The sequence below is a fragment of the Psychrobacter sp. ANT206 genome (assembly GCF_056880555.1).
In genome coordinates this window covers 2,560,223-2,584,936 of record NZ_CP096271.1, presented here as the reverse complement: position 1 = coordinate 2,584,936, position 24,714 = coordinate 2,560,223, and the positions used below count along the sequence as shown (strand labels likewise).

The 24,714-nt window shown below is 42.8% G+C and carries 18 protein-coding genes; 10 read left to right on the top strand and 8 right to left on the bottom strand.

The annotated features are described in order from the left end of the window. Positions 1 to 34 precede the first annotated feature (34 nt). The 6 genes from M0221_RS10760 to M0221_RS10735 all read left to right on the top strand — a co-directional run bounded on the left by M0221_RS10760 (position 35) and on the right by M0221_RS10735 (position 8,351). On the top strand, positions 35 to 2,989 hold the full coding sequence (locus M0221_RS10760; RefSeq protein WP_483283805.1) for a valine--tRNA ligase: 2,955 nt from the start codon (positions 35 to 37) through the stop codon (positions 2,987 to 2,989). Between the two features lie 229 nt (positions 2,990 to 3,218). Then, positions 3,219 to 5,537: a tetratricopeptide repeat protein gene (locus M0221_RS10755; protein WP_483283804.1), complete on the top strand. Its 2,319-nt coding sequence runs from the start codon at positions 3,219 to 3,221 to the stop codon at positions 5,535 to 5,537. Positions 5,538 to 5,585: 48 nt separating this feature from the next. Continuing rightward, positions 5,586 to 6,884, top strand: a complete 1,299-nt coding sequence (locus M0221_RS10750; protein ID WP_483283803.1) for a VWA domain-containing protein — start codon at positions 5,586 to 5,588, stop codon at positions 6,882 to 6,884. Between the two features lie 12 nt (positions 6,885 to 6,896). Further along, positions 6,897 to 7,307 carry a hypothetical protein gene (locus tag M0221_RS10745; RefSeq protein WP_483283802.1) on the top strand — a complete coding sequence of 137 codons (411 nt, stop codon included), beginning with the start codon at positions 6,897 to 6,899 and terminating at the stop codon, positions 7,305 to 7,307. Positions 7,308 to 7,473: 166 nt separating this feature from the next. Then, positions 7,474 to 7,896, top strand: coding sequence for a YbaN family protein (locus M0221_RS10740; RefSeq protein ID WP_483283801.1), 423 nt, complete (start codon positions 7,474 to 7,476; stop codon positions 7,894 to 7,896). 245 nt (positions 7,897 to 8,141) lie between these two features. Then, positions 8,142 to 8,351 (top strand): cold-shock protein, encoded by a 210-nt coding sequence (locus M0221_RS10735; RefSeq protein WP_010201661.1) that lies wholly within the window; start codon positions 8,142 to 8,144, stop codon positions 8,349 to 8,351. A gap of 253 nt (positions 8,352 to 8,604) precedes the next feature. Here M0221_RS10735 and M0221_RS10730 read toward each other — a convergent pair whose 3' ends face one another. Further along, the gene (locus tag M0221_RS10730; RefSeq protein ID WP_483283800.1) at positions 8,605 to 9,690 is read right to left on the bottom strand and encodes a YeiH family protein; all 1,086 of its coding nucleotides are present in this window, start codon (positions 9,688 to 9,690) and stop codon (positions 8,605 to 8,607) included. Positions 9,691 to 9,917: 227 nt separating this feature from the next. Here M0221_RS10730 and M0221_RS10725 point away from each other — a divergent pair, with 227 nt between their 5' ends. Then, complete coding sequence (locus M0221_RS10725; RefSeq protein ID WP_483283799.1) at positions 9,918 to 10,859, top strand: LysR substrate-binding domain-containing protein; 942 nt, start codon at positions 9,918 to 9,920, stop codon at positions 10,857 to 10,859. Positions 10,860 to 11,028: 169 nt separating this feature from the next. On the opposite strand, the gene M0221_RS10720 is transcribed toward M0221_RS10725, so the two are convergent. Continuing rightward, positions 11,029 to 11,490 carry a universal stress protein gene (locus M0221_RS10720; RefSeq protein WP_011514445.1) on the bottom strand — a complete coding sequence of 154 codons (462 nt, stop codon included), beginning with the start codon at positions 11,488 to 11,490 and terminating at the stop codon, positions 11,029 to 11,031. A 363-nt stretch (positions 11,491 to 11,853) separates the two neighbouring features. On the opposite strand from M0221_RS10720, the gene M0221_RS10715 reads away from it, so the two are divergent. Continuing rightward, entirely contained in the window at positions 11,854 to 14,931 is a 3,078-nt protein-coding gene (locus M0221_RS10715; RefSeq protein ID WP_181209642.1) for an insulinase family protein, read from the top strand. Positions 14,932 to 15,029: 98 nt separating this feature from the next. On the opposite strand, the gene M0221_RS10710 is transcribed toward M0221_RS10715, so the two are convergent. The 3 genes from M0221_RS10710 to M0221_RS10700 all read right to left on the bottom strand — a co-directional run bounded on the left by M0221_RS10710 (position 15,030) and on the right by M0221_RS10700 (position 17,912). After that, positions 15,030 to 16,349, bottom strand: coding sequence for a serine hydrolase domain-containing protein (locus M0221_RS10710; RefSeq protein ID WP_483283798.1), 1,320 nt, complete (start codon positions 16,347 to 16,349; stop codon positions 15,030 to 15,032). A 131-nt stretch (positions 16,350 to 16,480) separates the two neighbouring features. Continuing rightward, on the bottom strand, positions 16,481 to 17,044 hold the full coding sequence (locus M0221_RS10705; protein WP_483283797.1) for an NUDIX hydrolase: 564 nt from the start codon (positions 17,042 to 17,044) through the stop codon (positions 16,481 to 16,483). Between the two features lie 346 nt (positions 17,045 to 17,390). Further along, on the bottom strand, positions 17,391 to 17,912 hold the full coding sequence (locus tag M0221_RS10700) for an HPP family protein (protein WP_133104776.1): 522 nt from the start codon (positions 17,910 to 17,912) through the stop codon (positions 17,391 to 17,393). 159 nt (positions 17,913 to 18,071) lie between these two features. On the opposite strand from M0221_RS10700, the gene M0221_RS10695 reads away from it, so the two are divergent. Further along, positions 18,072 to 18,809 carry an NUDIX hydrolase gene (locus tag M0221_RS10695; protein ID WP_020444274.1) on the top strand — a complete coding sequence of 246 codons (738 nt, stop codon included), beginning with the start codon at positions 18,072 to 18,074 and terminating at the stop codon, positions 18,807 to 18,809. Positions 18,810 to 18,893: 84 nt separating this feature from the next. Here the strand turns inward: M0221_RS10695 and M0221_RS10690 are convergent, their stop codons facing one another. Together M0221_RS10690 and nhaA are read right to left on the bottom strand one after the other, a co-directional pair. Continuing rightward, positions 18,894 to 20,258, bottom strand: a complete 1,365-nt coding sequence (locus M0221_RS10690; protein ID WP_483283796.1) for an oxygenase MpaB family protein — start codon at positions 20,256 to 20,258, stop codon at positions 18,894 to 18,896. A 78-nt stretch (positions 20,259 to 20,336) separates the two neighbouring features. Next, on the bottom strand, positions 20,337 to 21,539 hold the full coding sequence (gene nhaA / locus M0221_RS10685; RefSeq protein WP_011514438.1) for a Na+/H+ antiporter NhaA: 1,203 nt from the start codon (positions 21,537 to 21,539) through the stop codon (positions 20,337 to 20,339). Between the two features lie 566 nt (positions 21,540 to 22,105). Here nhaA and M0221_RS10680 point away from each other — a divergent pair. After that, entirely contained in the window at positions 22,106 to 22,861 is a 756-nt protein-coding gene (locus M0221_RS10680; protein WP_483283795.1) for a TSUP family transporter, read from the top strand. A 126-nt stretch (positions 22,862 to 22,987) separates the two neighbouring features. Here M0221_RS10680 and M0221_RS10675 read toward each other — a convergent pair whose 3' ends face one another. Then, entirely contained in the window at positions 22,988 to 24,361 is a 1,374-nt protein-coding gene (locus M0221_RS10675; protein WP_011514436.1) for a dicarboxylate/amino acid:cation symporter, read from the bottom strand. Positions 24,362 to 24,714: the final 353 nt, after the last annotated feature.

Below are 24,714 nucleotides of genomic sequence, written 5' to 3'. Positions count from 1 at the left end.
ACCACATTCATTATTCACAAAAGACCTTTTTATTATGAGCACTTCTGATATTCAAAGCAGCAAAACTAACCTGACCCAATCTATCCAAGCGGCACTTAGCCAACTTGAAAACGCCTATAATCCTGCGGAAGTCGAAGCAGGCATGTATCAGGGCTGGGAAGAAAGCGGCTATTTTCAGCCGACGTTTGACAAAGACGAGTCATTTTCTATCGCACTTCCACCGCCGAACGTCACTGGCTCGCTGCACATGGGTCATGGTTTTAACAATGCAATCATGGATGCGCTTACCCGTTATCACCGCATGGATGGTGACAATACGCTTTGGCAGCCAGGTACGGATCATGCGGGTATTGCCACCCAGATGGTCGTTGAACGTCGCCTAGAAGCACAAGGTATCAAGCGCCGTGATATGACGCGTGAAGACTTCATCGATAAAGTATGGGAATGGAAAGAAGAGTCGGGCGGCAATATCACTAGCCAAATTCGCCGTTTGGGCAGCTCGGTTGACTGGTCGCGTGAGCGCTTTACCATGGATGATGGTCTATCTAACGCGGTAAAAGAAGTGTTCGTACGCCTGTTTGATGATGGCCTTATCTATCGTGGTAAGCGTTTAGTCAACTGGGATCCTAAGTTCCAAACCGCGCTATCTGATTTAGAAGTAGAAAACCATGACGAAAAAGGCAGCTTGTGGCATTTCCGCTATCATTTCACGGATAAAGACCTAACCACTCAAGATGGTAAAAACTATCTGGTCGTCGCCACCACACGTCCTGAGACGCTACTTGGTGATACGGCTGTCGCCGTCAATCCTAGCGATGAGCGTTACGCGCATTTGGTCGGCAAAACCATTACTCTGCCAATTACTGGTCGCGTCGTGCCTATCGTTGCAGATGATTATGTCGATATCGATTTTGGTACTGGCTGTGTTAAAATCACCCCAGCGCATGATTTTAACGATTATGAATTGGGTCGTCGTCACAGCTTGCCATTGATTAACATCCTCGATGAGCGCGCCAATATCTTAGCATCGATGGAAGTTTATCCTGACTTGCAAACACGTGAGCCAGAGTTAGAAACCACGCCAAGCGAGTATGCAGGACTTGAGCGTTTTGCCGCGCGTAAGTTCCTTGTCGAGCAAGCAGGCGAGCAAGGTTGGCTAGAAGATATCGAAGACTACGCACTAAAAGCCCCGCGTGCTGAGCGTGGCGGTACAATCGTTGAGCCATGGTTGACCGATCAGTGGTATGTCGCTGTCAAAGAGCTAGCCAAGCCTGCGATTGATGCAGTAGAAGACGGTAGCATCGAGTTCGTCCCTGCGCAGTACAAAAACATGTATATGTCGTGGATGACCGATCTGCAAGACTGGTGCATCAGCCGTCAGTTGTGGTGGGGACATCGTATCCCTGCATGGTATGACGATGCGACGGGTGAAATCTATGTCGCCCGTGACGAAGCCGAAGTACGTAGCAAGTACAATCTCAGTGATGATGTCGTATTGCGCCAAGATAACGACGTGCTCGATACGTGGTTCAGCTCTGGTCTTTGGACGTTCAGTACGCTTGACTGGGCAGACGTCAACGCTGATCCACGCGTGATGGACACCTTCCACCCAACCAGCGTGCTCGTGACAGGTTTTGACATTATCTTCTTTTGGGTTGCCCGCATGATCATGATGACCATGCACTTCGTGAAAAACGAAGATGGCACGCCGCAAGTACCGTTTAAGACTGTCTATGTACATGGTCTGGTACGTGATGGCAATGGTCAGAAAATGTCAAAATCGAAAGGTAACGTCTTAGATCCGATTGACCTAATCGATGGTATTGATCTAGAAGCGTTGGTAGAAAAACGCACCAGCAATATGATGAATCCAAAAGATGCGGCCAAAATCGAAAAGCAAACGCGTAAAGAGTTCCCAGAAGGCATCCCAGCGTTTGGTACGGATGCACTGCGCTTTACCTTTACCTCTCTTGCCAGTACCGGTCGCGATATCAACTTTGATCTAAAGCGTGTCGAAGGCTATCGCAACTTCTGTAATAAAATCTGGAACGCCAGCCGTTTTGTACTCATGAACTGTGTCGATAGCGAAGGCGCTGCCAAGCCTATCGACCAAGCGGCGAATCCTGACGTTTGGGAATTGCCAGAAAAATGGATCATGAGTCGTCTGAACTCTACTATTGCCGATATTCATCATCATTTCGCCCAGTATCGTCTCGATATGGTCAGCCAAGATATCTATGAGTTTATCTGGAATGAGTACTGTGATTGGTACGTTGAGCTTGCCAAAGCCAGCCTAAATGATGACTCGGTGTCTGACGAGCGCAAAGCGCAAATCCGCTATGTATTGCTGCATGTGCTAGAGACGGCGCTACGCTTTAGCCATCCAATCATGCCGTATCTGACCGAGCAAATCTGGCAGACGGTCGCACCGCTACTGAATCGCAAAAACACTGACAGCATCGTAGTCGCTGACTATCCAAAAACGGATGATGCACAAATCAGTGAGCAGGTTGAGGCGGATATGGCGTGGCTACAGGAGCTAATCGCTAGCGTCCGTAACATCCGTGGTGAGATGAAACTGGGCAATGCCGTACGTTTGCCAGTGCTACTACAAAATATATCTGCTGATGAAGATGCGCGTCTATCACGTATCAAAAACCAGTTCAAAGCGCTTGCCAAAGTCGAGAGCTTAGAGATCGTTAAAGAAGGTGATGAAGTGCCATTGTCATCATCAAGTATGGTCGGTCAGCTACGTGTACTCGTACCGATGAAAGGGCTGATTGACCCAACAGCTGAGCTGGCTCGTTTGGGTAAGTCATATGATAAGTTGAAAGGTCAAGCCGAAGGCATCGCACGTAAGCTAGGTAATGAAGGCTTTGTCAGCAAAGCCCCTGCAGAAGTGGTCGATGCTGAGAAGGCTAAACTGGCTGAGCTAGAAGGGCAGTTGACCGCGATGACAGCGCAGATGGAGCAGTTAAAGAACCTGTAATTGTTACAACAATAGCTGTATAAATAAAAAACGCTGTCACATTTGTGATGGCGTTTTTTATTGTCTACTGGTTAGTTCTTTAATTAACTCTTATTTTTTCATATAACTGAATATTTGTGTGCTAATATTGTTTTTTATTTTTAAGATATTCCTGTTTTTACGCGAAAAGAAGTAATAATTTTAATAAATGTAGTATTTTAAATAAAATATAAATTTGGAAGGGCCGAATATGAGTTTTAATATTACTAGAATGACAGCTTATGCTTTAATTTCTGCAATAGAAACCGATTTAAGAGTCTTGATAAAAGACTATATACAAGACGAAAGTAATATAAATGAAACTATACGTAGTAAAGCAATAGAAAGAATTGAAAAGGATGTTGGGGTTTTATTTGATGATATTGTATTCCTAGAGTTGATTGATTATTTTGATTTAGGCGATACGTTTCAAACTATAAATAAAAACAAAGATATTTTTCCATCTCATGTAATATCAACCATAAAAAAGTTAAATAAAGATTTTGAAAATCTCATACCTATTAGAAATAGAGTTATGCATATACGCCCTTTGAACTTTGACGATTTACCTATAATTTCAGGTTTTTGTGATAGATTATTGAAAGAAGACAGTTCAATTGCTTGGGATAATATTTCAGAAACAATGCAAAAAATTGATAGAAATCCAAGTTTCGTTCTATCTTTGAATTTTAAAAACTATGATGAGAGTAGCGGTATTAGTCATAACTTACCAATACCTGATTTCGATGAGACAGGATTAATTGGTCGTGACTCGGAAATTAAGAAAATCAAGAAGCAATGTTTTGGTGGATATCCTGTTATATCAATTTTAGGTGAAGGAGGTGTAGGTAAGTCTGCTTTAGCATTGAAAGTTGCGTATGAATTAATAGACCATGATAGCCCATTTGATGCCGTAGTTTGGGTTACGTCAAAAACTACACAAATAACATTACATGAAATTCATGATATTAAAAATGCAATTAAAACTTCACTTGGAGTAATTGAAGAAATTGGAAATCAACTAATTGGAGATAGCTTTGATGGTAATACTTTTGATGAAGTTATCGAATATCTAGATACATTTAAAATAGCATTGTTTATTGATAATCTTGAAACTATTTTAGATGAAAATATTAGAAACTTTGTAGAAGCGCTACCGTTTGGCAGTAAAATTATCATAACTTCACGAATAGGACTAGGTGCATACGAATATCCTATAAAATTACAAGGTATTGAAGAGTCTTATGCTTCTACATTACTACGAACAGTTGCTAAAATTAGAGGGGTTGATTCGATAAGTAAATTGCCAGAGCCGATATTGAGAAAATATGTTAATCGGATGCATAGAAACCCAAGTTATATAAAATGGTTTGTTAGCTCGGTTCAAACAGGGCAAAGTATTGAGTCAGTACTACAAAATTCTGGAAATTTTTTGGATTTTTGTATGTCAAACGTATATCAGTACCTCTCAGAAGATGCCCAAAAAGTAACTACTTCTATGCAGTGCTCAAATGGATACAAAGATTTACCTGAATTAGCTCATTTGAACGATTTTGATGCGCTACAAACACAAAAAGCAATTCAAGAGCTAATGTCTACTAATATGCTTTCTCAAATTTCTGATACAAAAGCCTCTAGCGTTAAAACAATGTACCAATTATCAGAGTTAGCTTCATCATATCTCGGAAAGCACCACAAGCCATCTCAATCTTTTCAAAAAAGAATTCGTGATAAACGAAATAAACTTAATGCTTTGTTTGAAAAGCAAATGCGCGATTATATTGCTAATAAATATAATCCGATCCATGTACAATTTAGAGAGCGATCAGATAGAGTTATCGTAAAAAAACTTCAAGATGTCCAAAAAAATATAAATAATTCAGAGTATGACCAAGCTTATGAGGAGCTAAAAGAAGCTCATAGCTTAGCTCCAGATTATTTTGAAGTTGCAAGATTTAAAGCTTATTTCTATCAAAAAACAGGCAAATACTCTGATGCTAGGGAGCAATATAGACTAGCAATAGTTCTGTCACCTGATACACCCCAGTTGCATTTTTGGTATGGAAAGTTTTTACTGATTCAAGAAGAAAGTATTGAAGAAGCAGTTGAACAATTTGAGACAGCTTATAAGTTGGATGAAAGTTCAGCGGAGTTGGCAGTAGCTTTAGCGCGAGGATATTTACTTCAACAAAGGTTTGAGGAGTCTCAAAATATTTTAGACAGTATTTCCAGTACAATTGATAAAGCTGATCAGTTTCCACAAAAGATGTTTTACGATGTTAATGTTCAGATTAAGTATAGGACTGCCGATAAACTAGCGAAGAGCAATCCTATTGATTCTTTATTGGCATTAGAGCAAATGAAAGATAGGTTTGACAGCGTTCCAGACAGTTGCAAAGATAAACATATGAGAAGAAAGTTAAGTAAGTGCGACTATGTTACTAAGCGACTTGATAAGGAACTTGACTCAGAATATCAGCAAAGATTAAGGGTTTTACAAGTATGGTTAGATGAGGAATCAATTAGCTAATATCATACTATCACTATCAAAAGATTCCACTCAAGGTTAAGGAACACCATGAACCATCTCACCGTCGGACAACGCGCGCTTCTAAGTAACCTTGCTATTGATGACACCGCACCAATCACGCTTAAGTTCACTCGCCAAAGCCCGATAGAGATGGACATCAGCTGCTTTGCGTTAGATGCAGCGGGCAAGCTGATCAATGATGATTACATGGTGTTTTACAATCAGCCAACCTCACCATGCGGACAAATCAAGCTTACCCATTACGAGTCGCAGCCAACGACGAATAAAGGCATCCAAGCCGAGTTTGAAGTCAATCTATCCAAACTGGCTGCGAATATAGACAGCTTGTTTTTTGTGTTATCAGCCGACACGCCGCTCAATCAAATTCAATCGTTAGAGATTGGCATTTGGCAGCAATCACAAAAGGTGCAGGCAGCGTATCAAGCAGCAGACTTTGCTCAGCAGCAAGCCAGTATGTTGATGCAGCTGTATCGTAAGAGTGGCGTTTGGCGAGTATCCAACGTCGCGCAAGGCTTTAATGGTGGACTTGCCGCTATCGTGCAGCATTTCGGTGGTGACGTAGAAGAGAGTAGCCCGCAAGTACTCGAGCCGACCGTAACGCCAGTTCAAGCAAAACCGTCGTTAGAGAAAGTCATGCTAGACAAAGCGCCAAAGCTGGTCAATCTGGCCAAAAAAGCCACGATATCGCTTGAGAAACGCCAATTGCAGCAATTAACCGCAAAGGTAGCATTGGTGTTAGATGCCTCAGGCTCAATGAACAGACAGTACAAAAAAGGCCGCGTGCAAGAGGTAGTCAATCGCATATTACCATTGGCAGTGAGCTTCGATGACGACCAAGCGCTAGACTGCTGGGCGTTTGCCCGAGATCCGCAGTATTTGGGCGAGATTGGACTGAGCAATTATGACGGTTTTATCAGTAATGCTCATGGCGGCTGGCGCAAATGGGCACTTGGCCCACGTGTCAATAACGAAGCAGAAGTCATGAAAGCGGTGACGGAGTTTTATCAAAAAGATGGCTTGGATGTGCCTATCTACGTGCTATTTATCAGTGATGGCGGGGTGAATGACAATCGCGGTATCACGAGAGTCATGACGGAAGCGGCGAAACTACCGATATTTTGGCAGTTCGTGGGTTTGGGTGGTCGTGGTTATGGCATCCTAAAAAAATTAGACGATATGGAAGGGCGCGTGATTGATAATTGCGACTTTTTTGAACTCGATGATTTGGATGATATCAGCGAAGAAGCCTTGTATGAAAACATGCTAGAAGAGTTCCCAAGCTGGCTAAAAGAAGCGCGTAAGATTGGATTGATACATCATAACTGAGGAGTAACCGCCATGTTTACTGTGAAAACAACATTAACTACAAAAGCCCTCACTTTAAGTGCTTTGTTTTTAAGTCTAAGCGCTTGCGTCTCTTTACCTACCAATGAAAACACCTTAACAGATGCTGATCTAATTCGAGCTGCCCAGCAAAAAGAATCAGCACCAACCGAAGGCGCGCAGCAGAGAATCATTGGCGTGCATAACGGTATTGCAGTGGTCAAATCATTCCAGTGCTCAGACCTATGTCCGCAGAATACCTTGCGCGTGATTTATTATGACGTACCTACCGATGCCACTTGTGACAGTATCGGCGGTGTGACCAAATCCATATTAGTACCCATCGCCATTACTGTGATGCCAAAAGGATACTGTTTTCCAAAGGCAATCGCAGACTACTGGGAAAGCTATCCTGCCAAACCGTAGTGAATAACGACCGATATTTACCTAACTGCTAAACAAGCTACGTATCGGTAGCAAAACCGTGCAAAATCAGTCTTGAACCTAGGTTTCAATTTCTTTATCTTTGATAACTTATATAGGTAGTCCATACCTGATGACCTAATGTCTCACACTGACTGATAAAACTATCATGACTCAATTAAAAAAATCTTTTTATTACCGACCTAAGACCAATCAACATAACAATCCAACGGTGCGTTGGATGTTTTTGATATTTGGTTGGTTGTTTTTTGCCTTGGGTATCATTGGCGTATTATTACCTGTCATGCCGACCGCACCTTTTATCTTACTAGCGGCAGGGTGTTGGGCGCGTAGCTCACGACGCTTTCATTTTTGGCTGATTAATCATAAATATTTTGGTAAATTCGTCCGAGATTGGGAAGACCGCCATGCTGTACCTTTATATGGCAAGTGGCTAGCGACGATAATGATGGCAATTTCAACAACAATGTTATTTTTTAACATTCCTGCAGATATAATGTGGGTAGCTTGGCTGGTAGCCACGGTCTGTACTGGGGTAGCGGTCTATTTGTTCCGTTTGCCAAATGCCTAAAATGTGTTGATGTTAGGGCGAAAAACAGCCAAAAAGCGGCTTTGGTTACATGAAACCTAAGATAATACTTGCGAAAATGGGATCTTGCCCTTATAATACTTCCAAGCTTAAGAGCAGTTCTGCACCAAATCATTACCTCGTAGTATTAGTTATAATCCTTCGTTTTAATATTTATCGTTCAGTAGCTATTTGCAAGCGTTACCGGTCACTAGACCATTAATAAATTTAAAAGTAGGATTATCAATATGTCAGATACTCAAAAAGGTACAGTTAAGTGGTTCAACGAAGCTAAAGGCTTTGGTTTTATCGCTCCAGAAACTGGCGCAGACGTTTTTGCTCATTACAGCGAAATCACTGGTTCAGGCTTCAAAACTTTAGCTGAAGGCCAAGAAGTTGAGTTCACTGTAACTCAAGGTCAAAAAGGCCCACAAGCCCATAACATCGTTGCTATCTAATCTGTCTTTATAGACACTTAGAGCAAGATGAAAAAAAAGCGAACCTTCGGGTTCGTTTTTTTTCGTCTACACTTTAGTATAAGCTATTTGCAATTAATAGCTTAATACCTATAACGTGCGCTTTATGTTGATTGGCTTTTAAATCAGACAATGAACCAAAAATGCCGATGACTACGCTGGTCGTCGGCATTTTTGATCTATATAACTCACAGCAATAATGATAACGAGCGGCAAGGATGTTTGGTAGTTTACTTTAGCCAATCAAGCTAATACCAATATTAATCAATCCACCTCCAACGATCAGCCAAGCAAACATAATCGCCCCAAGTATTAAAGGTTTAACGCCAGCTTGTTTAATAGCGCTCAGATGCGTAGTTAAGCCCAGCGCAAACATCGCCATCGTGAGCAGCACATCGTCTAGCATGACCATACTACGCTCAAAGCTTGCGGTCATCGGCACCCAAGTGTGCAGTAAGACGATGGCAATAAATATAAAGGCAAACCAAGGGACTTTGACTTCTTTAATACGGCTCATAAATGAAGCACTTTCACCATTTTCACTACAGCCTTTGGTCAGAGAAAAAGACAATACCAGTAAGAAAGGGGCAAGCATCATTACCCGAATCATCTTGGTGACAACAGCTGTATTACCCACTTCGGGACTGACTGCGTTACCAGCGACGACGACTTGCGCCACTTCATGAATGGTTGAACCCGTATAAACTCCGTACTGCTGAGCACTTAACCAAGGTTGCAACCAACCAAGATGATAAAGAAAGGGGTAGAGCAGCATCGCAATGGTGCCAAATACTACGACCGTTGCGACTGCAATAGTGACTTTATGCGCTTCTGCTTTAACGATTGGGTCGGCGGCGATGACGGCGGCAGCACCGCAAATACTGGCACCTGAGCCTATCAATAGCACGGTTTGTTTATCGACTTTTAATAATTTGGTACCTATCCAATAGGTCAATAAAAAAGTCGATGTTAGTACCAGTGCATCCGTCATAACTGCTGGCATACCCACGCTAGCAACTTGGGTCACTGTTAGTTTAAAACCATAAAACATAATGGCGAGTCTTAAAATCTGCCCTTTAGCAAAACAAACTCCTTCATTTAAACGCTCAGCAAAATTGGTATAGACCGTATTGCCAAGTATCATCCCGATCAAAATCGCTAGCGTCAGTGATGACAGTCCTACGATGCGCCCATTTGTCCATGTGTTTACACTAGTATTGAGCCATAAACAAAATAAACTGCCAATCAGCACGACGATGAGCCCTGCTAGATGGCCGCTGCGTGGAAAATAGTTGTTCACTGATTGGGTCAAGGCGTACATGACTGACTGTCCTATTATCTATAATCGAAATAAGCATAAGCTTATGAATAGACATTATAAGATAGACCAATCTATAATAAAAACAGATTAATTAGATACAAATTATCGATTTTATAGGTTGATAGAAAGTCTTAGGGTTAAAAAGATAGTTTTTTAGATAATAGAGGGTTTTTAAAATAACAGATGGTTTTTAGATTGTATCAATAAGATAGGATGTCAGAGAAATTATGAAAAAAGCCATGCAGGGATTACCAAAGATTACCCTCAAGCAATTATCGGTGTTTGTCAGTATTTATCAAACCGGTAGTACCAGTCGTGCCAGTGAAGCGCTGCATTTATCGCAGTCGGCGGTCAGTAGTGCGTTGACAGAATTAGAAGCAAGGCTGCAAATGCCATTGTTTGAGCGCGTTGGGCGTAGGCTCAATCAGCACCCTAATGCCCATCCTATTTATATACAAGCTCAAGCTATCCTAGGGCAGTCGTTGACACTAGAGCATTATCATAAGCACCAAGCAGGGCAGATCCATATTGGTGCTAGTACCACCATTGGCAATTACGTACTGCCGCCGCTGCTTGCTAAGCTCTATGAGGCGCTGCCAGATGCAGATGTTGATATGTATATTGCCAATACTCAAGAGGTAGTAGCAGAGGTTAAGCAACTAAATATTGATATTGCTTTAGTCGAAGGTATGCCGCGCCCAGTAGATATGAAGGTGATTGAGCAGCGCGTGTGGCGCACTGATACATTGATGATTTTTGCTAAGCACAACAGCAAATGGTTGACCGATGTGGGTTATTATAACGATGCAAATAATTGCTATGAGCTGAGTATTGAGCAACTATCAACGCTACCACTATTGGTACGAGAAGCGGGGTCTGGTACGCGGCAGATCATCGATGAGCAATTATTGCAGCATTTGCCCAATGCTGAGGTAATTATGGCAATACAGCAGTCGGAGGCGATTAAGCATATGGTGAGCGCTGATATTGGACTCGGGTGCCTGTCACAGCACGTCATTGAAGCAGAGCTTGCAACAGGGAAGCTGGTACAAGTACAGGTTGCAGGAATTGATTTGTCACGTACATGGTGGCTGGTATGGCATAAAGCGCGCCATCAAAGCCCGATTTGGCAAAGCTTTATTGATATTATTCAAGAGGATCGTGTTTAAAGGTAGCTATAGTCAATTCCGTATTAAAAAATATAGCGAAACTGGAATAAATTTTTGTAGCCTCTGTCGGCGCAGCCACAGCACGCAAGAAAAATTTGTACCAGTTTTGCCCTATAATAAAGTGCATTCACCTTATTTAGTATCGACTGTATTAATTCTATGCTTATACTTATTTATTGACCGGCTTATCAAGTCTCACAACTAAGCTGTCACAAGGTACATTTGGCAAGATATTATCTGCCGTTGCGCCACTAAGCCAAGCTGCTATCCCATGACGTTCATGACGACCAATAACCAATAAATCAACGTCATTCTTATGGCAATAGTTGACGATGCCTTCACTATTTGAGATGGCAGTTGTCACTTCAGAGTTGACCACATGTAAGTCATTACGATCCAAAAACTGCGCCAGTTTTGCACGCGCTTCTTGGCAACGCTCATCATCAATCTCATCATATAAGCTTGAGGCAGGCACCAGCTCGTAGCCAAAGCCAACCATGGTATCTTTTACGATATGTAATACCGATAATTTGGAGTCAGGACGATTATCAACGATACGCTTGGCTTTTTGAGCAACCAAGTCAGCGTCGGATAGTAAGTCGGTGACCAATAAAATATGTTGGTAACTCATGAGCGGCTCCTTCCTTGTGGCAGATGATTTTAACTATAGCACTACTAATGACTGCTGTTAAGTAGGCTTTGTTAAATCGGGCGCTATCTTTATCCATTATTCTTGATGACTTAGTGTTTTTCTCCACCCACTGTCTTGACTTACTAGCGTATTAGCCCCATCTACTGTCGTTAGGCAAATTCTTTTTAGCTGATAAATGCCATTCAATTCGAAGATGACCTATGAGGCTTTGATAACTTTAATTGTTTATTCAAAGCGATCTTTTTATAAATATAAATTTTACTATTTTAATTGCTGATATCGATTTCATACCTTGGTTATTGGCTAAGATGATACTGAAGTAATTAATGCATAAGGATAACCATGACCGACACGCTATTTACCGCTGATTTAACCCTGCATCCTGCCTTTGAGCTGATTGAGCACCGCCATATCGATGCATTATCGATGGATGTGCTGATCAGTCAGCATATCAAAACCGGAGCGATGCATTATCACTTGGCGCATCCGAGTGATGAAAATGCCTTTTTGGTTGGCTTTCGTACCCAGCCGATGGATTCAAAAGGTGAGGCGCATATTCTAGAGCACGTGGCTTTATGTGGTTCTGAAAAGTTCCCCGTACGCGACCCGTTTTTCTCAATGATTAAGCGTTCGTTAAATACCTTTATGAATGCGATGACAGCGGCTGATTGGACAGCATATCCATATGCCACGCAAAATAAAAACGACTACTTTAATTTGCTTGCCGTTTATCTTGATGCGTCATTTTTCCCCAATATTCACCCGCTTGATTTTGCCCAAGAAGGCATCCGTGTTGAGTTAGACGAAAATGACAAGCCGCAATTTAAGGGTATCGTTTTTAATGAAATGAAAGGCGCAATGAGTGGCGAGATTGACCAGTTGTATCATACGGTCGCCCATCATCTGTTCCCAACAACGACCTATCACTATAATTCGGGCGGTGATCCTGCTGATATCCCAGACTTGACTCATAATGAGCTGGTTGAATTCCATCAGAGCCATTATCATCCGTCAAACAGTGTGATTATGAGCTTTGGTAATATTCCAGTCGCTGAAACGCAAGCAAAAATCCATGACGATGCTTTGATTCAGTTTGAAGCAGGTAAAAAACATGTTTCGCGTCCAGAGCAGCGTCTGTCTGCACCGATTAGTGCGGTCGATACTTATACTGCTGACGAAGCCGGTCCTGACCAAACCCATCATGTGGTTGCGTGGTTATTACCATCGATTACTGATCCGAAGCAGCGTTTAGCACTGCGTCTCTTAGAAGGCGTATTGATTGAACATGCTGGCTCGCCGTTACGTGCCTATTTAGATAGCCACCCACTAGGCAAAGCGCCAAGTCCGCTACTAGGTCTGGATGACAGTCATTATGAGATGGTCTTTTATACCGGTCTGCGCGGTTCAAACCCTGAACATGCTGAAGCAGTAGAGCAGGGTATTATTGATTTGCTTAAGGAGGTTGCTAGCAAACCGATTGATGATGAAACCATTGAAACTATCTTGCATCAAATCGAGATTGATCAGCGTCATATCGGCGGCGATAGCATGCCTTATGGTCTAAATCTGATGCTAGAAGGATTTAGTACCGCGATTCATGATGGTAATCCTATCGATGTCTGGGAAGTTGATGAGCATTTGCAGTGGCTACGTGAGCAAGTAAAAGATGCGCAGTGGCTGCCAAATTTAATCAAAATCCATTTGCTTGATAATCAGCATCGTGTGCGCGTGACCATGACGCCTGATAGTGAAAAAACAGCCCGTTTGGCAGCAGCCGAGCAAACCCGTCTTGATACGATTGCGATGGATTTGACCGCTGATGATAAAGCTATCTTAAAGCAACAGGCTTTAGATTTGGCAGCGCGCCAAGCAGCACCTGATGATTTAAGTTTATTGCCAAAAGTTGGCTTAGAAGATGTCCCGACCGATATCAGCTTTAAGCAAGGCACGCAAAAACAAGTGAATTTAAGCGGCAAAGAAAGTACGTTATTTGAATATGAAGCGGGCACTAACGGCTTGTATTATTATCAAATCATCGTACCGTTAACCGATGAGATTGGTAATCAGGATACAAGCGAGCTACCGGTTAATGAAGTGATTAATCATCCATTATTGCCTATTTATTTAAGCTTGTTATCAGAGCTAGGTACAGATTCTCTTAGTGCCCATGAAATGCAGGCCAAACAAGCGGCGCATTCATCAGGTGTGACGGCTCGTATCAGCCAACGTACCAATGTCGATGACAGCCAAGCGATTAGCAGCTACTTTGTGGTGGCAACGCGCGCGCTGAATCGTAAACCTGAAGCGATTGATTTGCTGAAAGAAGTCATGGAACATAGCGTATTCACTGAACATGACCGTATCAAAGAAATCTTGCAGCAGCGTCAAGCAGGTTGGCAATCAAACCTTGCTGGTTCAGGGCATTCTTATGCCATGCAAACGGCTAGTCGCGGCATGAGTCGTCAAGCGCAGTTAGAATATGTACGCAGTGGTCTACCAGCATTGAATGCGCTAAAAGACTTCTTAACCCATGCCAGTAGCGATGATGCACAGTGGGATAAGCTTGCGACGAGTTTGATGGACTTACATCAGCGTTTGATTAGTTTGCCTAAGCACGCGGTTATTATTTGCGAAGCCGAACAAACTGAACGCTTGAGTAATTTAATCGTTGAGAGTTGGAAAGACAGCCAAGCGCCAAAAATTGCAGCGCAGTTAAAAAATGTTGATGCGAGTATCGAAGCCAATATTCCAAGTGAGTTTGCCGAATTGCAACTTGATACAGCGTTAAATGGGGAGAAAGACGCGGTCAAAGCTCTAGAAAGTGATGTGGCGCTCGATGTTGAAGACTTGGCATGGCTGGTTCCAACCAATGTCTATCATAATGCCAGTGCTTATACCGTTCCTACGGCTGATCATCCTGATACGGTAGCCCTGATGGTATTAGCGCCTTACCTGCGCAATGGCTATCTGCATAGCGCCATTCGTGAGCGCGGCGGTGCTTATGGCGGTGGTGCGGGCTACGATGCCAATGCTTGTGCCTTTAAGTTCTTTAGCTATCGCGATCCACAGTGTGCTGAAACTTTTGCCCATTTCGATGCCAGTATCGAATGGCTGTTGAATGAACCGCAAACCGATGAGCAGTTAGAAGAAGCTATCTTAGGTATTATCTCAGGAATGGATAAGCCAGGCTCTCCAGCAGGTGAGGCAATTAAAGCCTGCTTCGCTGATTTGCATCATCGCGGTGTTGACTGGCAACGTAAAATGCGTGCAGCAATTTTGGCTGTAACAGTAGCTGACTTGCAACGTGTTGCTAAGCAATACCTGCAAGGGCAAAAGCATGTCCGCGCGGTATTAGCGCCTTATGATAAAGAAGCAGCAGTACAAGAGCTTGGCTTTAAAGTCTGTAAAATTAAAAGCTAGCTTTTAACTTGTAAAAAATCAGTATCTATATAAAAAACCGCCGCTTTCACTAAAATGAAAGCGGCGGTTTTTATCTTTAGGCATTATTTTTAAAAGGCTTACTTTTTAATTAAGTAATTAGCGACTGCTTTATAGGCAGGTAGCGAAGTTGGGTCGATTTTACCATTACTGGCTTCAGGGTATGAGGAAAAGCGAACGATGACCATATCGGCTGCTGGATCAACATAGACCGTTTGACCGTGGACGCCACGTGCTGCATAAATAGGCGTGGGATTATTAAACAGCCACCACATACTTTTATAGCTGCCATTATTGAGCTGTTTATAGCCCGCTTTTGCAAATGCGCCTTTGTCACCGCCAGCTTCGATATTATCGACTACCGCTGTTGGGAATAAACGCTCACCATTCATCTCACCTTTATTGAGCATCAAGCTGCCAATACGTGCCATATCATGCAAACCTGCACTGATGCCACCGCCAGCAAACGGCGTACCCTTAGCATCTACCGTCATATAGGCGCTTTGTTCGGCACCGATTTTCTGCCAGATACGTTCAGAGAGCAAATCATCGATTGCCTTGCCAGTGGTGCGTGAAATAATCCAGCCGAGCGCATCACTATTGATGGTTCGATAGTTAAACTCTACACCATGTTCGCCTTTTTTCTCAACCGTTTGCAGATATTCGAAATAGCCATTGGGTCCGCTATAGCCTTTGGGTTTTGGTAACGGGCTTGCCGCTTCTGAATACTTCCAGATGTCTGCGTCAGGATCGGCATAGTCTTCACTATAATCGAGCGCCGTGGTCATATCCATCACTTGGCGTACGGTGGCATCGCCAAAGCCACTTTTTGCCAGCTCAGGAATAATAGAGGCAACCAATGCCTTATCATCAAGCTTACCTTCGGTGACGAGGATTTCTGCTAGCAGTCCTGTCATCGACTTGGTCATCGACATTGCGGCGTGATTACCCAGCTCATTGAGGCAACCATTTTGACGCTCATAGACGACCTTGCCATGATGCATGATCATAATGCCGTCTGTATAGTTAGCATCAAGTGACTGCCGCCATGTCATAGGACGTTTGCTATTGGTTGGGGTAAAGGTAATGGCATCAATATTTTTATCGAGTGCATAGTTAAGTTTGGATGGTGCACCGATACCGCGACTGACTTCGGTAGTGGGCATTAGCTCTCGAATATAACAGACTGTCCAACGCAGTTTGGGAAAACTAAAAAAGTCAGACTGTGGCTGAGTGATTAGCTTGTCTTTTGGAGGCGGGAAACCTTGCATCCAGCCGAGCGTTTGCGGGTCTGATTCTTTGGCGGTTAAAGGGGTGCTTTCAGCATGACCGCTTACACTCGTCAGCCCTAGGGCCAAAGTTAGCGGTAATAGGGCAAAAGAATGTTGTAGTGTCAGCATGGTATCCTCGCGACTTAGCTTAAGCGGTTAACATTAGGCAATAAAAAACCGTTGATAAGATTTGAGCTTAATTCTTATTAACGGTCTTTACTACTTGCTTTTGTAAGTCAGCTTTTTAGCGAGCTTCGTTATTAATAGCGCTTAATGGCTTGGTCTTTGCCAATGATCTCTTGATGAATTGGGAATTGATCATAATTGTCGTAATGTTGACGGTCTGCAAAATAGCTTTTTAGGGTACGGCGTACCGCTTCAAATGCAAGCTTATCCCAAGGAATGTCTTCTTCTGTGAATAACGCACAATCAAGACTTTCAGAGCCGATACCATAAGCACCGTCTTTTAGTTCGGTGATATAGATGCTATAGATTTGACCAATATCTGGAATGTCATACAAGCAATATAAATGTGGATTGATCACGACCGCGTCAGCCTCTTCAAAGCTCTCACGCGCGGCACCTTCGGCCATGGTTTCGCCGTTTTCCATAAAGCCTGCAGGCAACGTCCATAAGCCATACTGCGGCTCGATTGCGCGTCGACAGAGCAGCACCCGATGTTTATGGACGACCAGTGAACCACAAATTATCTTTGGGTTTTCATAATGAATATAATGACAGTTTGGGCATACCAAACGCGGTATATTATCCGTAGCTGGTATTTTGCGTTCTGCTTCACAACCGCATTGTAGACAATAGCGCATATCGACTGCCTTATATAATGAAATGAGAGAGATAAGGTTACTTTAAGACGTATAGCTTTAAGACGTATAGCTTTAAGATTTATAATTGTTGTTGTATCAGGTTGTTGTATCAGATACTAGGGCTATCGAATATCAGATGATTATCTGACAATCGCCCTTTATATTAAGATAACACAAATCTTCCTCATACTGGCAATGATAATAACAGCGTATTTTGTGAGTTGAATCACCGTTGGAACTCCTTGTGTGCTAACAGAATAGACCAAGCCTATCAGTCACACAAAAGGTATGCAGTTATTATCAGATTGCGCTAGGCTATAAGGGACTCTACTTTAAATTGACTATGTTACCAATAGCGCGGGTAGTGTCTGCCACGACCAATGTTATTGTAAATCAGCGCTACCACTACTAAGGCAAGGGCACCTACTAGCGTCGGAGTGAGCAAAAAATGCCACTTTACGCCGCCGAGCATCACAATCAATGGATTGGAGCCTGCAGGTGGATGCGGTACGCGCAGCAGTAACATGAGAGCAATTGCCGTACCAACGGCAAGGGACAAGCTCCACCACTCAACCCCAAATAAAGACATAAAAGCTAAGCCAGTAAAGGTAGTAATAAGATGACCACCGACAATGTTTCTTGGCTGAGCAAAAGGGCTTTCTGGATAAGCAAAAATAAGCAGGCAGCTGGCGCCAAATGAGCCCAAAATCATCGCGATATTTTGCCAATTTCCCAGTAATGCCAATACAGCAGTGGCAAATGTCCCGCCAGCCCAAGCAATGGCAATGATGACTAATGGCAACCTTTGCGGGCAATCATCAGTTTTGCCCTGCATTTTATGTAATGAAAAAATCTTATCCACGAGCATTTCCTAAATAATATATTAATGACACCCTTGATCCATGAGGACCAATTGTAGTCGTACAATGATAAAAGACCAAGTCTGTCTGACGGTTGTCGCAATCTGCTTGCTGCAACTATTCAACGTTTTGATGGCTAATACTGATAAAAATACAGGGCAATTATAATGCTAAATCCCTCACAGTCCGTACGTTTTGATGAAATGACAGTCGCTGTACCAGATTTTATACGTTATCCCACGATCAGAAAGTTGGCTGAACGGGTGCAGCACGAGACCTTAAAGGCTATTGCTAGTCCCGCGCTTTATGACTCTCACGACCATTCGCGCAGTGCCCGTATTTTAAATAGTCTTTATCAAACCCCAATCGCCGATGCCTCTATCTTGGTCGCTATCACTCATGAGCGCCATCCTAAGCTGCTGCTGACTCGCCGCGCTGCTCATATGAACAGTCATGCTGGCGAGGTATCCTGTGCTGGTGGCAAACATGAAGTAGGCGATGGTAACAATGTCGTTACCGCCCTACGTGAGGCTTGCGAGGAAACCGCGCTACCGCCTAATAAAGTTCAGCTGCTTGGTCAACTGCCTATCCAAACCTCTAAAAGTGGTATGAGTGTACGTCCTATTGTGGCGCTGATTGCGCCAGATCTGCTTTTGGTGCCAGAGCTTGGGGAGATATCACGCATTTTTTGGGCAGATTTTGAGACTTTATTAACTCAGCCGACAGTCGAATATTCTATAGAATATACATTGCAAGATCAGGCAGCAACGCTTCTGACACCGAGCTGGCAAGTAGATGGCGAAACGGTGTGGGGTCTGACGGGACGAGTCATTGCCAGTTTATTAGAAACAGGCTTTGATCGGCAGCTAGAGTGGTATTACCGCATACAAGATACTCGATCATAGAAGTGTTAGATACTCGCTAATAATCATGTTTTTGGCGAAGGAGGATCGTTATTATAAACGTTAGTGATAATGAATGAATGCATTCTATTTATAATAATCATCATTCTTCTTTAACCACCAGTTCATATTGTCTTGGCGTTTAGCACGAAATGCTTCTAGCTTGTTGGCGACTCTGCTATTGTGTTGACGGGCAGTATCGAGGGCAAATAGAATCGGCACGGATGACAATACGCCAAAGCGTATTTTTGATTTTGGTAGGTTTAGCCCATCGCCAATATCATCACCAACCAAGGTACGGGTCACGCTGGCATTGACCATCTCAACGAAACGCCCACGGCGATTGTCCTCACCCATCAGCTGACGTGGCAAATCATGCAGGGCTTTTGCCAGTGGTCGTCCCATTTTAAAATCAAGCTGCTGAATCGACAAATAGGTATAGAGCCATTCCCAACAGGCGGCTTCATCTTTTGGCAGTCGCTGCAAATCAACTCCCATCCAATAACTGGCAAGATTCCATAAATGCAAAATGCCTTCTGCTTCCTCAGTGCTAATACGGGCGCCAAGCAATCTTAAGCCGCGCATAATCAATAGTGAAAACTGCAAATGAGTAGCAATCATATCGGTTTGATTGATAGGAATACCCCAATATGCAGTATTCCAGCTGCCATCTGGGTTGTGATGTTGGTTGGCATCTGGTATGACGCCTTTAGCAGCATTGCCTTTACCTTTGAGCAAGTTCTGTCGTACTGAGGTATGTATTTGACGTACTTTAATGGATTGCTGCCAACCTTCAGAGCCGATAGCCAATACTCGTTCAATATTAGGTTTGCTATGCTCTGAATCTAAATGCAATTGAGGGTGCTCAGAGACCGCCAAGATATAGGCGTAGGTACGCATCAATCTTGGTAAAGCGTCATGCATCAGTGCGCCAGTCTGAATCAGCGGTAGCGATAAGGCAGGGATACTATAGCCTGCCATGAGGGCCACATTACGCAACAACCAAATCAGCATCAGTGGATAACGGCGATAGGCAACCGCGCCGATTTGGGCAAGCTTAGGATCAAACCAATCGGGATGGCGACTAAATTGTTCAGTTAATGCGTTGAATGAGGAATTATTCTTGAGGTTAGAGTCCGCTTTCTCATCAATAATAAACTGCTGTAATGGCTTGGCAAAACGAATGCCATCAGAGGCTAGATCATCTGCTATTGGATCGCCAATATCGTAGCCTGCAACTATTTCCTCTAACAAATCTTGCGATATGACAAAGTCTTTTGGCAGTAGATAGCGCTTAATGCGTTTTAATACTTGCAGATCACTATGGTCATCAATGGCAGTGGTGCGTCCATGACGCTGATAAGAAACAGGCGCTTGATGACAGCCTGCACCTTGCCGAGCACTGGCGGTACTTGTTTTAGCGATTTTTTTAGAGATGTCGATGGAATCCATATTTATGAGCAACTCTGTATCAACTGCTTTTTATTAAGTTGATTGAACTACTTTGGGATAAAGTAGCTCAATCTTTTATTAAGAATGGCGCGTTAAGTCTACAGAGGTTACATTAACCTCATCTTTTAAAGTGGCTTTGAGCATCATATAACCTGCGATACCAGAGACGATTGAACCCATAATGATACCCAAACGCTCATCAAATAATGGCGTCTCACCGGCAAATGCAAGCCCACCGATAAACAAACTCATGGTAAAGCCCACACCACATAACAATGCTGCGCCGTAGATTTGCTTAAAATTCATGCCTTTTGGCATAGTAGAAATGCCCAGTTTAAAGATTAACCAGCACATCAGCATGACGCCTACTTGTTTACCGATGAACAGTCCGGCGGCAATACCAAGCGGCACAGAATGAAACAGCTCACCAAACCCTGCGCCCTTAAGCGAAATGCCCGCATTGGCAAAAGCAAACAATGGCAGGATACCGTAAGAAACGGTGTTTTGTAGGTCGTGCTCAAGCTCTTCAAGCGGGGAATGCTCAGGGTCAGTGCGATCAAATAAAGGAATAAATAGCGCCAATACAACCCCAGCTAATGTTGCATGGATACCGGATTTGAGTACGGCAACCCACATGATAACGCCAATTAGCAAATAAGGAGTTATGCTAGTAACGTTACGGCGATTAAGCAGATATAAAAACGGCAGACATAAGCCCGCGATAGCCAGTGAACCAAGCGATAAATCATTGGTATAAAATAAAGCAATGATAATAATCGCGCCGATATCATCAAAAATAGCAATCGAGACTAAGAATACTTTTAATGAGTTGGGTACGCGATTACCAAGTAAACTCAAAATACCAAGAGCAAAGGCGATATCGGTTGCGGCAGGAATCGCCCAACCTCGCCAAAACTCAGGTTCATTATAGTTAAAAAACAGATAGACGATGGCTGGCATGATCATGCCGCCAAGAGCCGCCCCTGCTGGCAAGATAATTTGCTTTACATTGGACAGCTCGCCGATTAACACTTCACGCTTAAGCTCAAGTCCCACTAAAAAGAAGAACACTGCCATCAAGCCATCATTAATCCAATGATGCGCATCTTTAGCGATTGAGAAGCTGCCAATTTGAATAGCGACAGGTGCATGAATAAAGGATTCGTACCACGTATTTAGAGAAGTATTAGCAATAATCATTGCTGCGATAGCTGCCAGCGCTAGGACGATGCCGCCCGAAGCCTCGAGATTAAAAAACGCTCTGATTTTATGTATTGCCATATTGTCCTCATTAACTAAATAAAACGTGCGAAAGTATTCAAAAGCTCAAGTATTTTTGTATGTCTGTAATGGCTCCGCCTTAAGTACGCGACCACATATGGGGACAAGTCTTTGTTAGCACTGATGTTTATAATACCAGTGTAATAGACGTATATCCCTAGTTTCTCATATTCTTATTCATATAAACAAATGAAATAGGTTACTGGGTTTACCTTTTAACTTGAAAGCTTCATGACGAAAAAAGCTGTTTTTAAAGTACCTTGTGCGATAAATCTAGCAGACTTTGCTAGGGTTATGGCTTTTTTCGCAGTTTTATCTTTATAATAAGCCGCTTTACGTAACGGTTAGCATCGAATTTGACTCTTATAGCATTAGCCGTTATCAAAATAATATACACATTATCTATCCATATTTTTTGCCTGATATTCATTCAACTATTTTTAAATGAGCGTTTTTAAAAACATACTATCAAAAAGTTTTGCTAAAAAAATGCTGCTAAAAAGTAGAATTGGTTGAATCTTTTAAGGCTTGTGTCTCTTATATCATAAATTTTGCAGGTCAGTGTCATGGACGTATCCCTTTCTATTGAAGTTATTCTAATGTTGACCGCTGTAGCCGCGTTGGCAGGTTTTATCGATGCTATTGCTGGTGGCGGTGGTTTGTTGACTATTCCTGCCATGCTACTTGCCAATATTCCGCCTGTATTGACATTGGGTACCAATAAGCTACAAGCAGCATCAGGGGCACTAGCAGCGTCTATTACCATGATTAGAAAGGGTGTGGTTAAACCCAAGAACATTAAAACAGCGATTATTGCGGCTTTTATTGGCTCTATCTTTGGCTCAATCGCGGTGCAGTTATCGCCACCTGACTTGTTAGAAAAGCTGATTCCATTTTTGATTGCAGCCATTGGTATCTATACTTTGTTTGCCCCCAAACTTGGTGAAGTGGAAGCTGCCCCTCGTATCTCAGAAGGTGCTTGGCAAAAAATTGCCGCCCCTTTAATTGGTTTTTATGACGGCTATATGGGACCTGGGACAGGTATGTTTTTTGCGCTTGGCAATGTGGCATTACGTGGTCGAAAAATTATCCAAGCAACTGGTGCGGCAAAGGTACTGAATTTATCGACCAATATTGGCTCATTAATCTTCTTTATATTGGGCGGTAATGTATTGTGGACAGTAGGGCTGGCGATGATGGTAGGGCAAACTATAGGGGCGTATTTTGGCTCGCATATGGTAGTAAAAGGCGGCAGTAGACTCATTCGTCCCATGATTGTATTGGTTTGTCTTGTGATGGTGACTAAATATGTACTTGGTTAGTGGAGGGTAGATTGATCAAGAAGAATGCAACTCTTGGTCTAAAAACGTACTTGCTGCATAAAAAAACCTCAGACCAATCGGCTGAGGTTTTTTTATGACTTATTTATAGGCAATCACTGATCACGATTAGCCGCGCTTAACATCATCATACTCGCTGCCCATAATGCCATCGCTAAAGACTTCAGAGAATTCGCGTTCGCTGTTCTCATCGATATGACCGTCAAAGACATCTTTTGAGCCAGCATCAGGATCGTTATAAATCGCTAAATCCATTTTACCTTCTGATTTTGCGACGATAGCGGTCACCGCAGCATCACCGCCGACATTGACTGCTGTACGTAACATATCAAGGATACGGTCGACCCCTAAAATAAGACCAATACCTTCAATCGGTAGACCGACTTGGGCAAATACCATTGACAGCATGATTAGACCAACACCCGGAACACCTGCCGTACCGACAGAGGCGAGCACTGACATCAAAATAACGGTCAAATACTCAGTTATACCCAAGTCAATACCATAAATATTGGCAATAAAAATGGTCGCTGTGCCTTGCATGATGGCTGTACCATCCATGTTGATCGTCGCGCCAAAAGGGATAGTGAATGAAGCAACTGAGTTATTAACACCCATGCGCTTGGTGACCGTACGCAAGGTAATTGGAATCGTTGCATTCGAGCTTGAAGTACTAAAAGCAAAAATCTGTACTTCGCGCATTTTTGCCAAAAACGTTCTGACTGACAAGCCTGAAGACAGCTTGAGGACAATCATCATGGTCACAAAGAAATGGAATGCCAGTGAACCAACCAGTACCGCAACATAACCAAGTAATGACCAAATCAGGTCTAAGCCAAGCTCTGCCATGGCTTTGGTCAATAGCGCAAAGACACCATATGGTGCAAGATTCATAATGATAGTCACCATTTTTAAGATGACTTCATTGATTAGCTCTAAACTTTGAACCAAGCCTTTAGCGGGTTTTCCTACCATCAAAATACTAATACCAATCAAAACGGCAAAGAAGATAATTGATAGCATGTCGCCATTTGCCATCGCACTGATAGGGTTAGAGGGAATAATATTGGAAAATACATCGAGTAGTGGTGGCGCTTTCTCAGCTTCAAACGCCGCCTCTGTTGCTATATTCATGCCTTTGCCGATACCAAACAGCACGCCAAGCCCAATAGCAGTTGCAATCGCCAGTGCTGTCGTCACCATATAGATGAAAAAGGTTTTGGTACCAATACGTCCTAATAGACGAATATCACCGATACCGCATACGCCGCAGATCAGTGAAATCAAGACCAGTGGCACGACGAGCATTTTTAGCGAGTTAACAAACAGCTTACCGACAATGGCAAGAAAACCGTTGGTGACATAATTATTAACAAAGCTGCCTTCCGTGTTCAAGCCAGAGTAGTTTATAAATAGACCCAGTATAATACCGAGCACCATGGCAACAATAATTTTGCCGGTCAAACCCATATTTTTCCACATAAACGCTATCCTTGGTGTCCGTTACGCACAGCAATAGACACAATAGCGCGCTCAATATGAGTGCAAGATTGCTGTCATGACTGTTACTGTGACGTCTATAAATATATGAACTGACCTTTAAGTCAGATTTTGGGGGACAATATAAAAGAATAGCTAGGGATACTGCAAGATTTTTTTATGACTTAAATAACGTGACATTACAATATTAGTATGTTCGGATTTTTCATCTGTCAAAAATTCATATGAATTTGACTGAATGAAGCGTTGTTGAAGGAGCATAAAAAAATAATATGAGCGGTAAAATAAAAAAGCGAGATGACTCTGATGAGACCATCTCACTTGCTTCAATCAAT

Bases quoted from the DNA above. Each gene is read 5' to 3' on its own strand.
- M0221_RS10760 (WP_483283805.1), top strand. From the start codon at position 35: ATGAGCACTTCTGATATTCAAAGCAGCAAAACTAACCTGACCCAATCT.
- M0221_RS10755 (WP_483283804.1), top strand. From the start codon at position 3,219: ATGAGTTTTAATATTACTAGAATGACAGCTTATGCTTTAATTTCTGCA.
- M0221_RS10750 (WP_483283803.1), top strand. From the start codon at position 5,586: ATGAACCATCTCACCGTCGGACAACGCGCGCTTCTAAGTAACCTTGCT.
- M0221_RS10745 (WP_483283802.1), top strand. From the start codon at position 6,897: ATGTTTACTGTGAAAACAACATTAACTACAAAAGCCCTCACTTTAAGT.
- M0221_RS10740 (WP_483283801.1), top strand. From the start codon at position 7,474: ATGACTCAATTAAAAAAATCTTTTTATTACCGACCTAAGACCAATCAA.
- M0221_RS10735 (WP_010201661.1), top strand. From the start codon at position 8,142: ATGTCAGATACTCAAAAAGGTACAGTTAAGTGGTTCAACGAAGCTAAA.
- M0221_RS10730 (WP_483283800.1), bottom strand. From the start codon at position 9,690: ATGTACGCCTTGACCCAATCAGTGAACAACTATTTTCCACGCAGCGGC.
- M0221_RS10725 (WP_483283799.1), top strand. From the start codon at position 9,918: ATGAAAAAAGCCATGCAGGGATTACCAAAGATTACCCTCAAGCAATTA.
- M0221_RS10720 (WP_011514445.1), bottom strand. From the start codon at position 11,490: ATGAGTTACCAACATATTTTATTGGTCACCGACTTACTATCCGACGCT.
- M0221_RS10715 (WP_181209642.1), top strand. From the start codon at position 11,854: ATGACCGACACGCTATTTACCGCTGATTTAACCCTGCATCCTGCCTTT.
- M0221_RS10710 (WP_483283798.1), bottom strand. From the start codon at position 16,349: ATGCTGACACTACAACATTCTTTTGCCCTATTACCGCTAACTTTGGCC.
- M0221_RS10705 (WP_483283797.1), bottom strand. From the start codon at position 17,044: ATGCGCTATTGTCTACAATGCGGTTGTGAAGCAGAACGCAAAATACCA.
- M0221_RS10700 (WP_133104776.1), bottom strand. From the start codon at position 17,912: ATGCTCGTGGATAAGATTTTTTCATTACATAAAATGCAGGGCAAAACT.
- M0221_RS10695 (WP_020444274.1), top strand. From the start codon at position 18,072: ATGCTAAATCCCTCACAGTCCGTACGTTTTGATGAAATGACAGTCGCT.
- M0221_RS10690 (WP_483283796.1), bottom strand. From the start codon at position 20,258: ATGGATTCCATCGACATCTCTAAAAAAATCGCTAAAACAAGTACCGCC.
- nhaA (WP_011514438.1), bottom strand. From the start codon at position 21,539: ATGGCAATACATAAAATCAGAGCGTTTTTTAATCTCGAGGCTTCGGGC.
- M0221_RS10680 (WP_483283795.1), top strand. From the start codon at position 22,106: ATGGACGTATCCCTTTCTATTGAAGTTATTCTAATGTTGACCGCTGTA.
- M0221_RS10675 (WP_011514436.1), bottom strand. From the start codon at position 24,361: ATGTGGAAAAATATGGGTTTGACCGGCAAAATTATTGTTGCCATGGTG.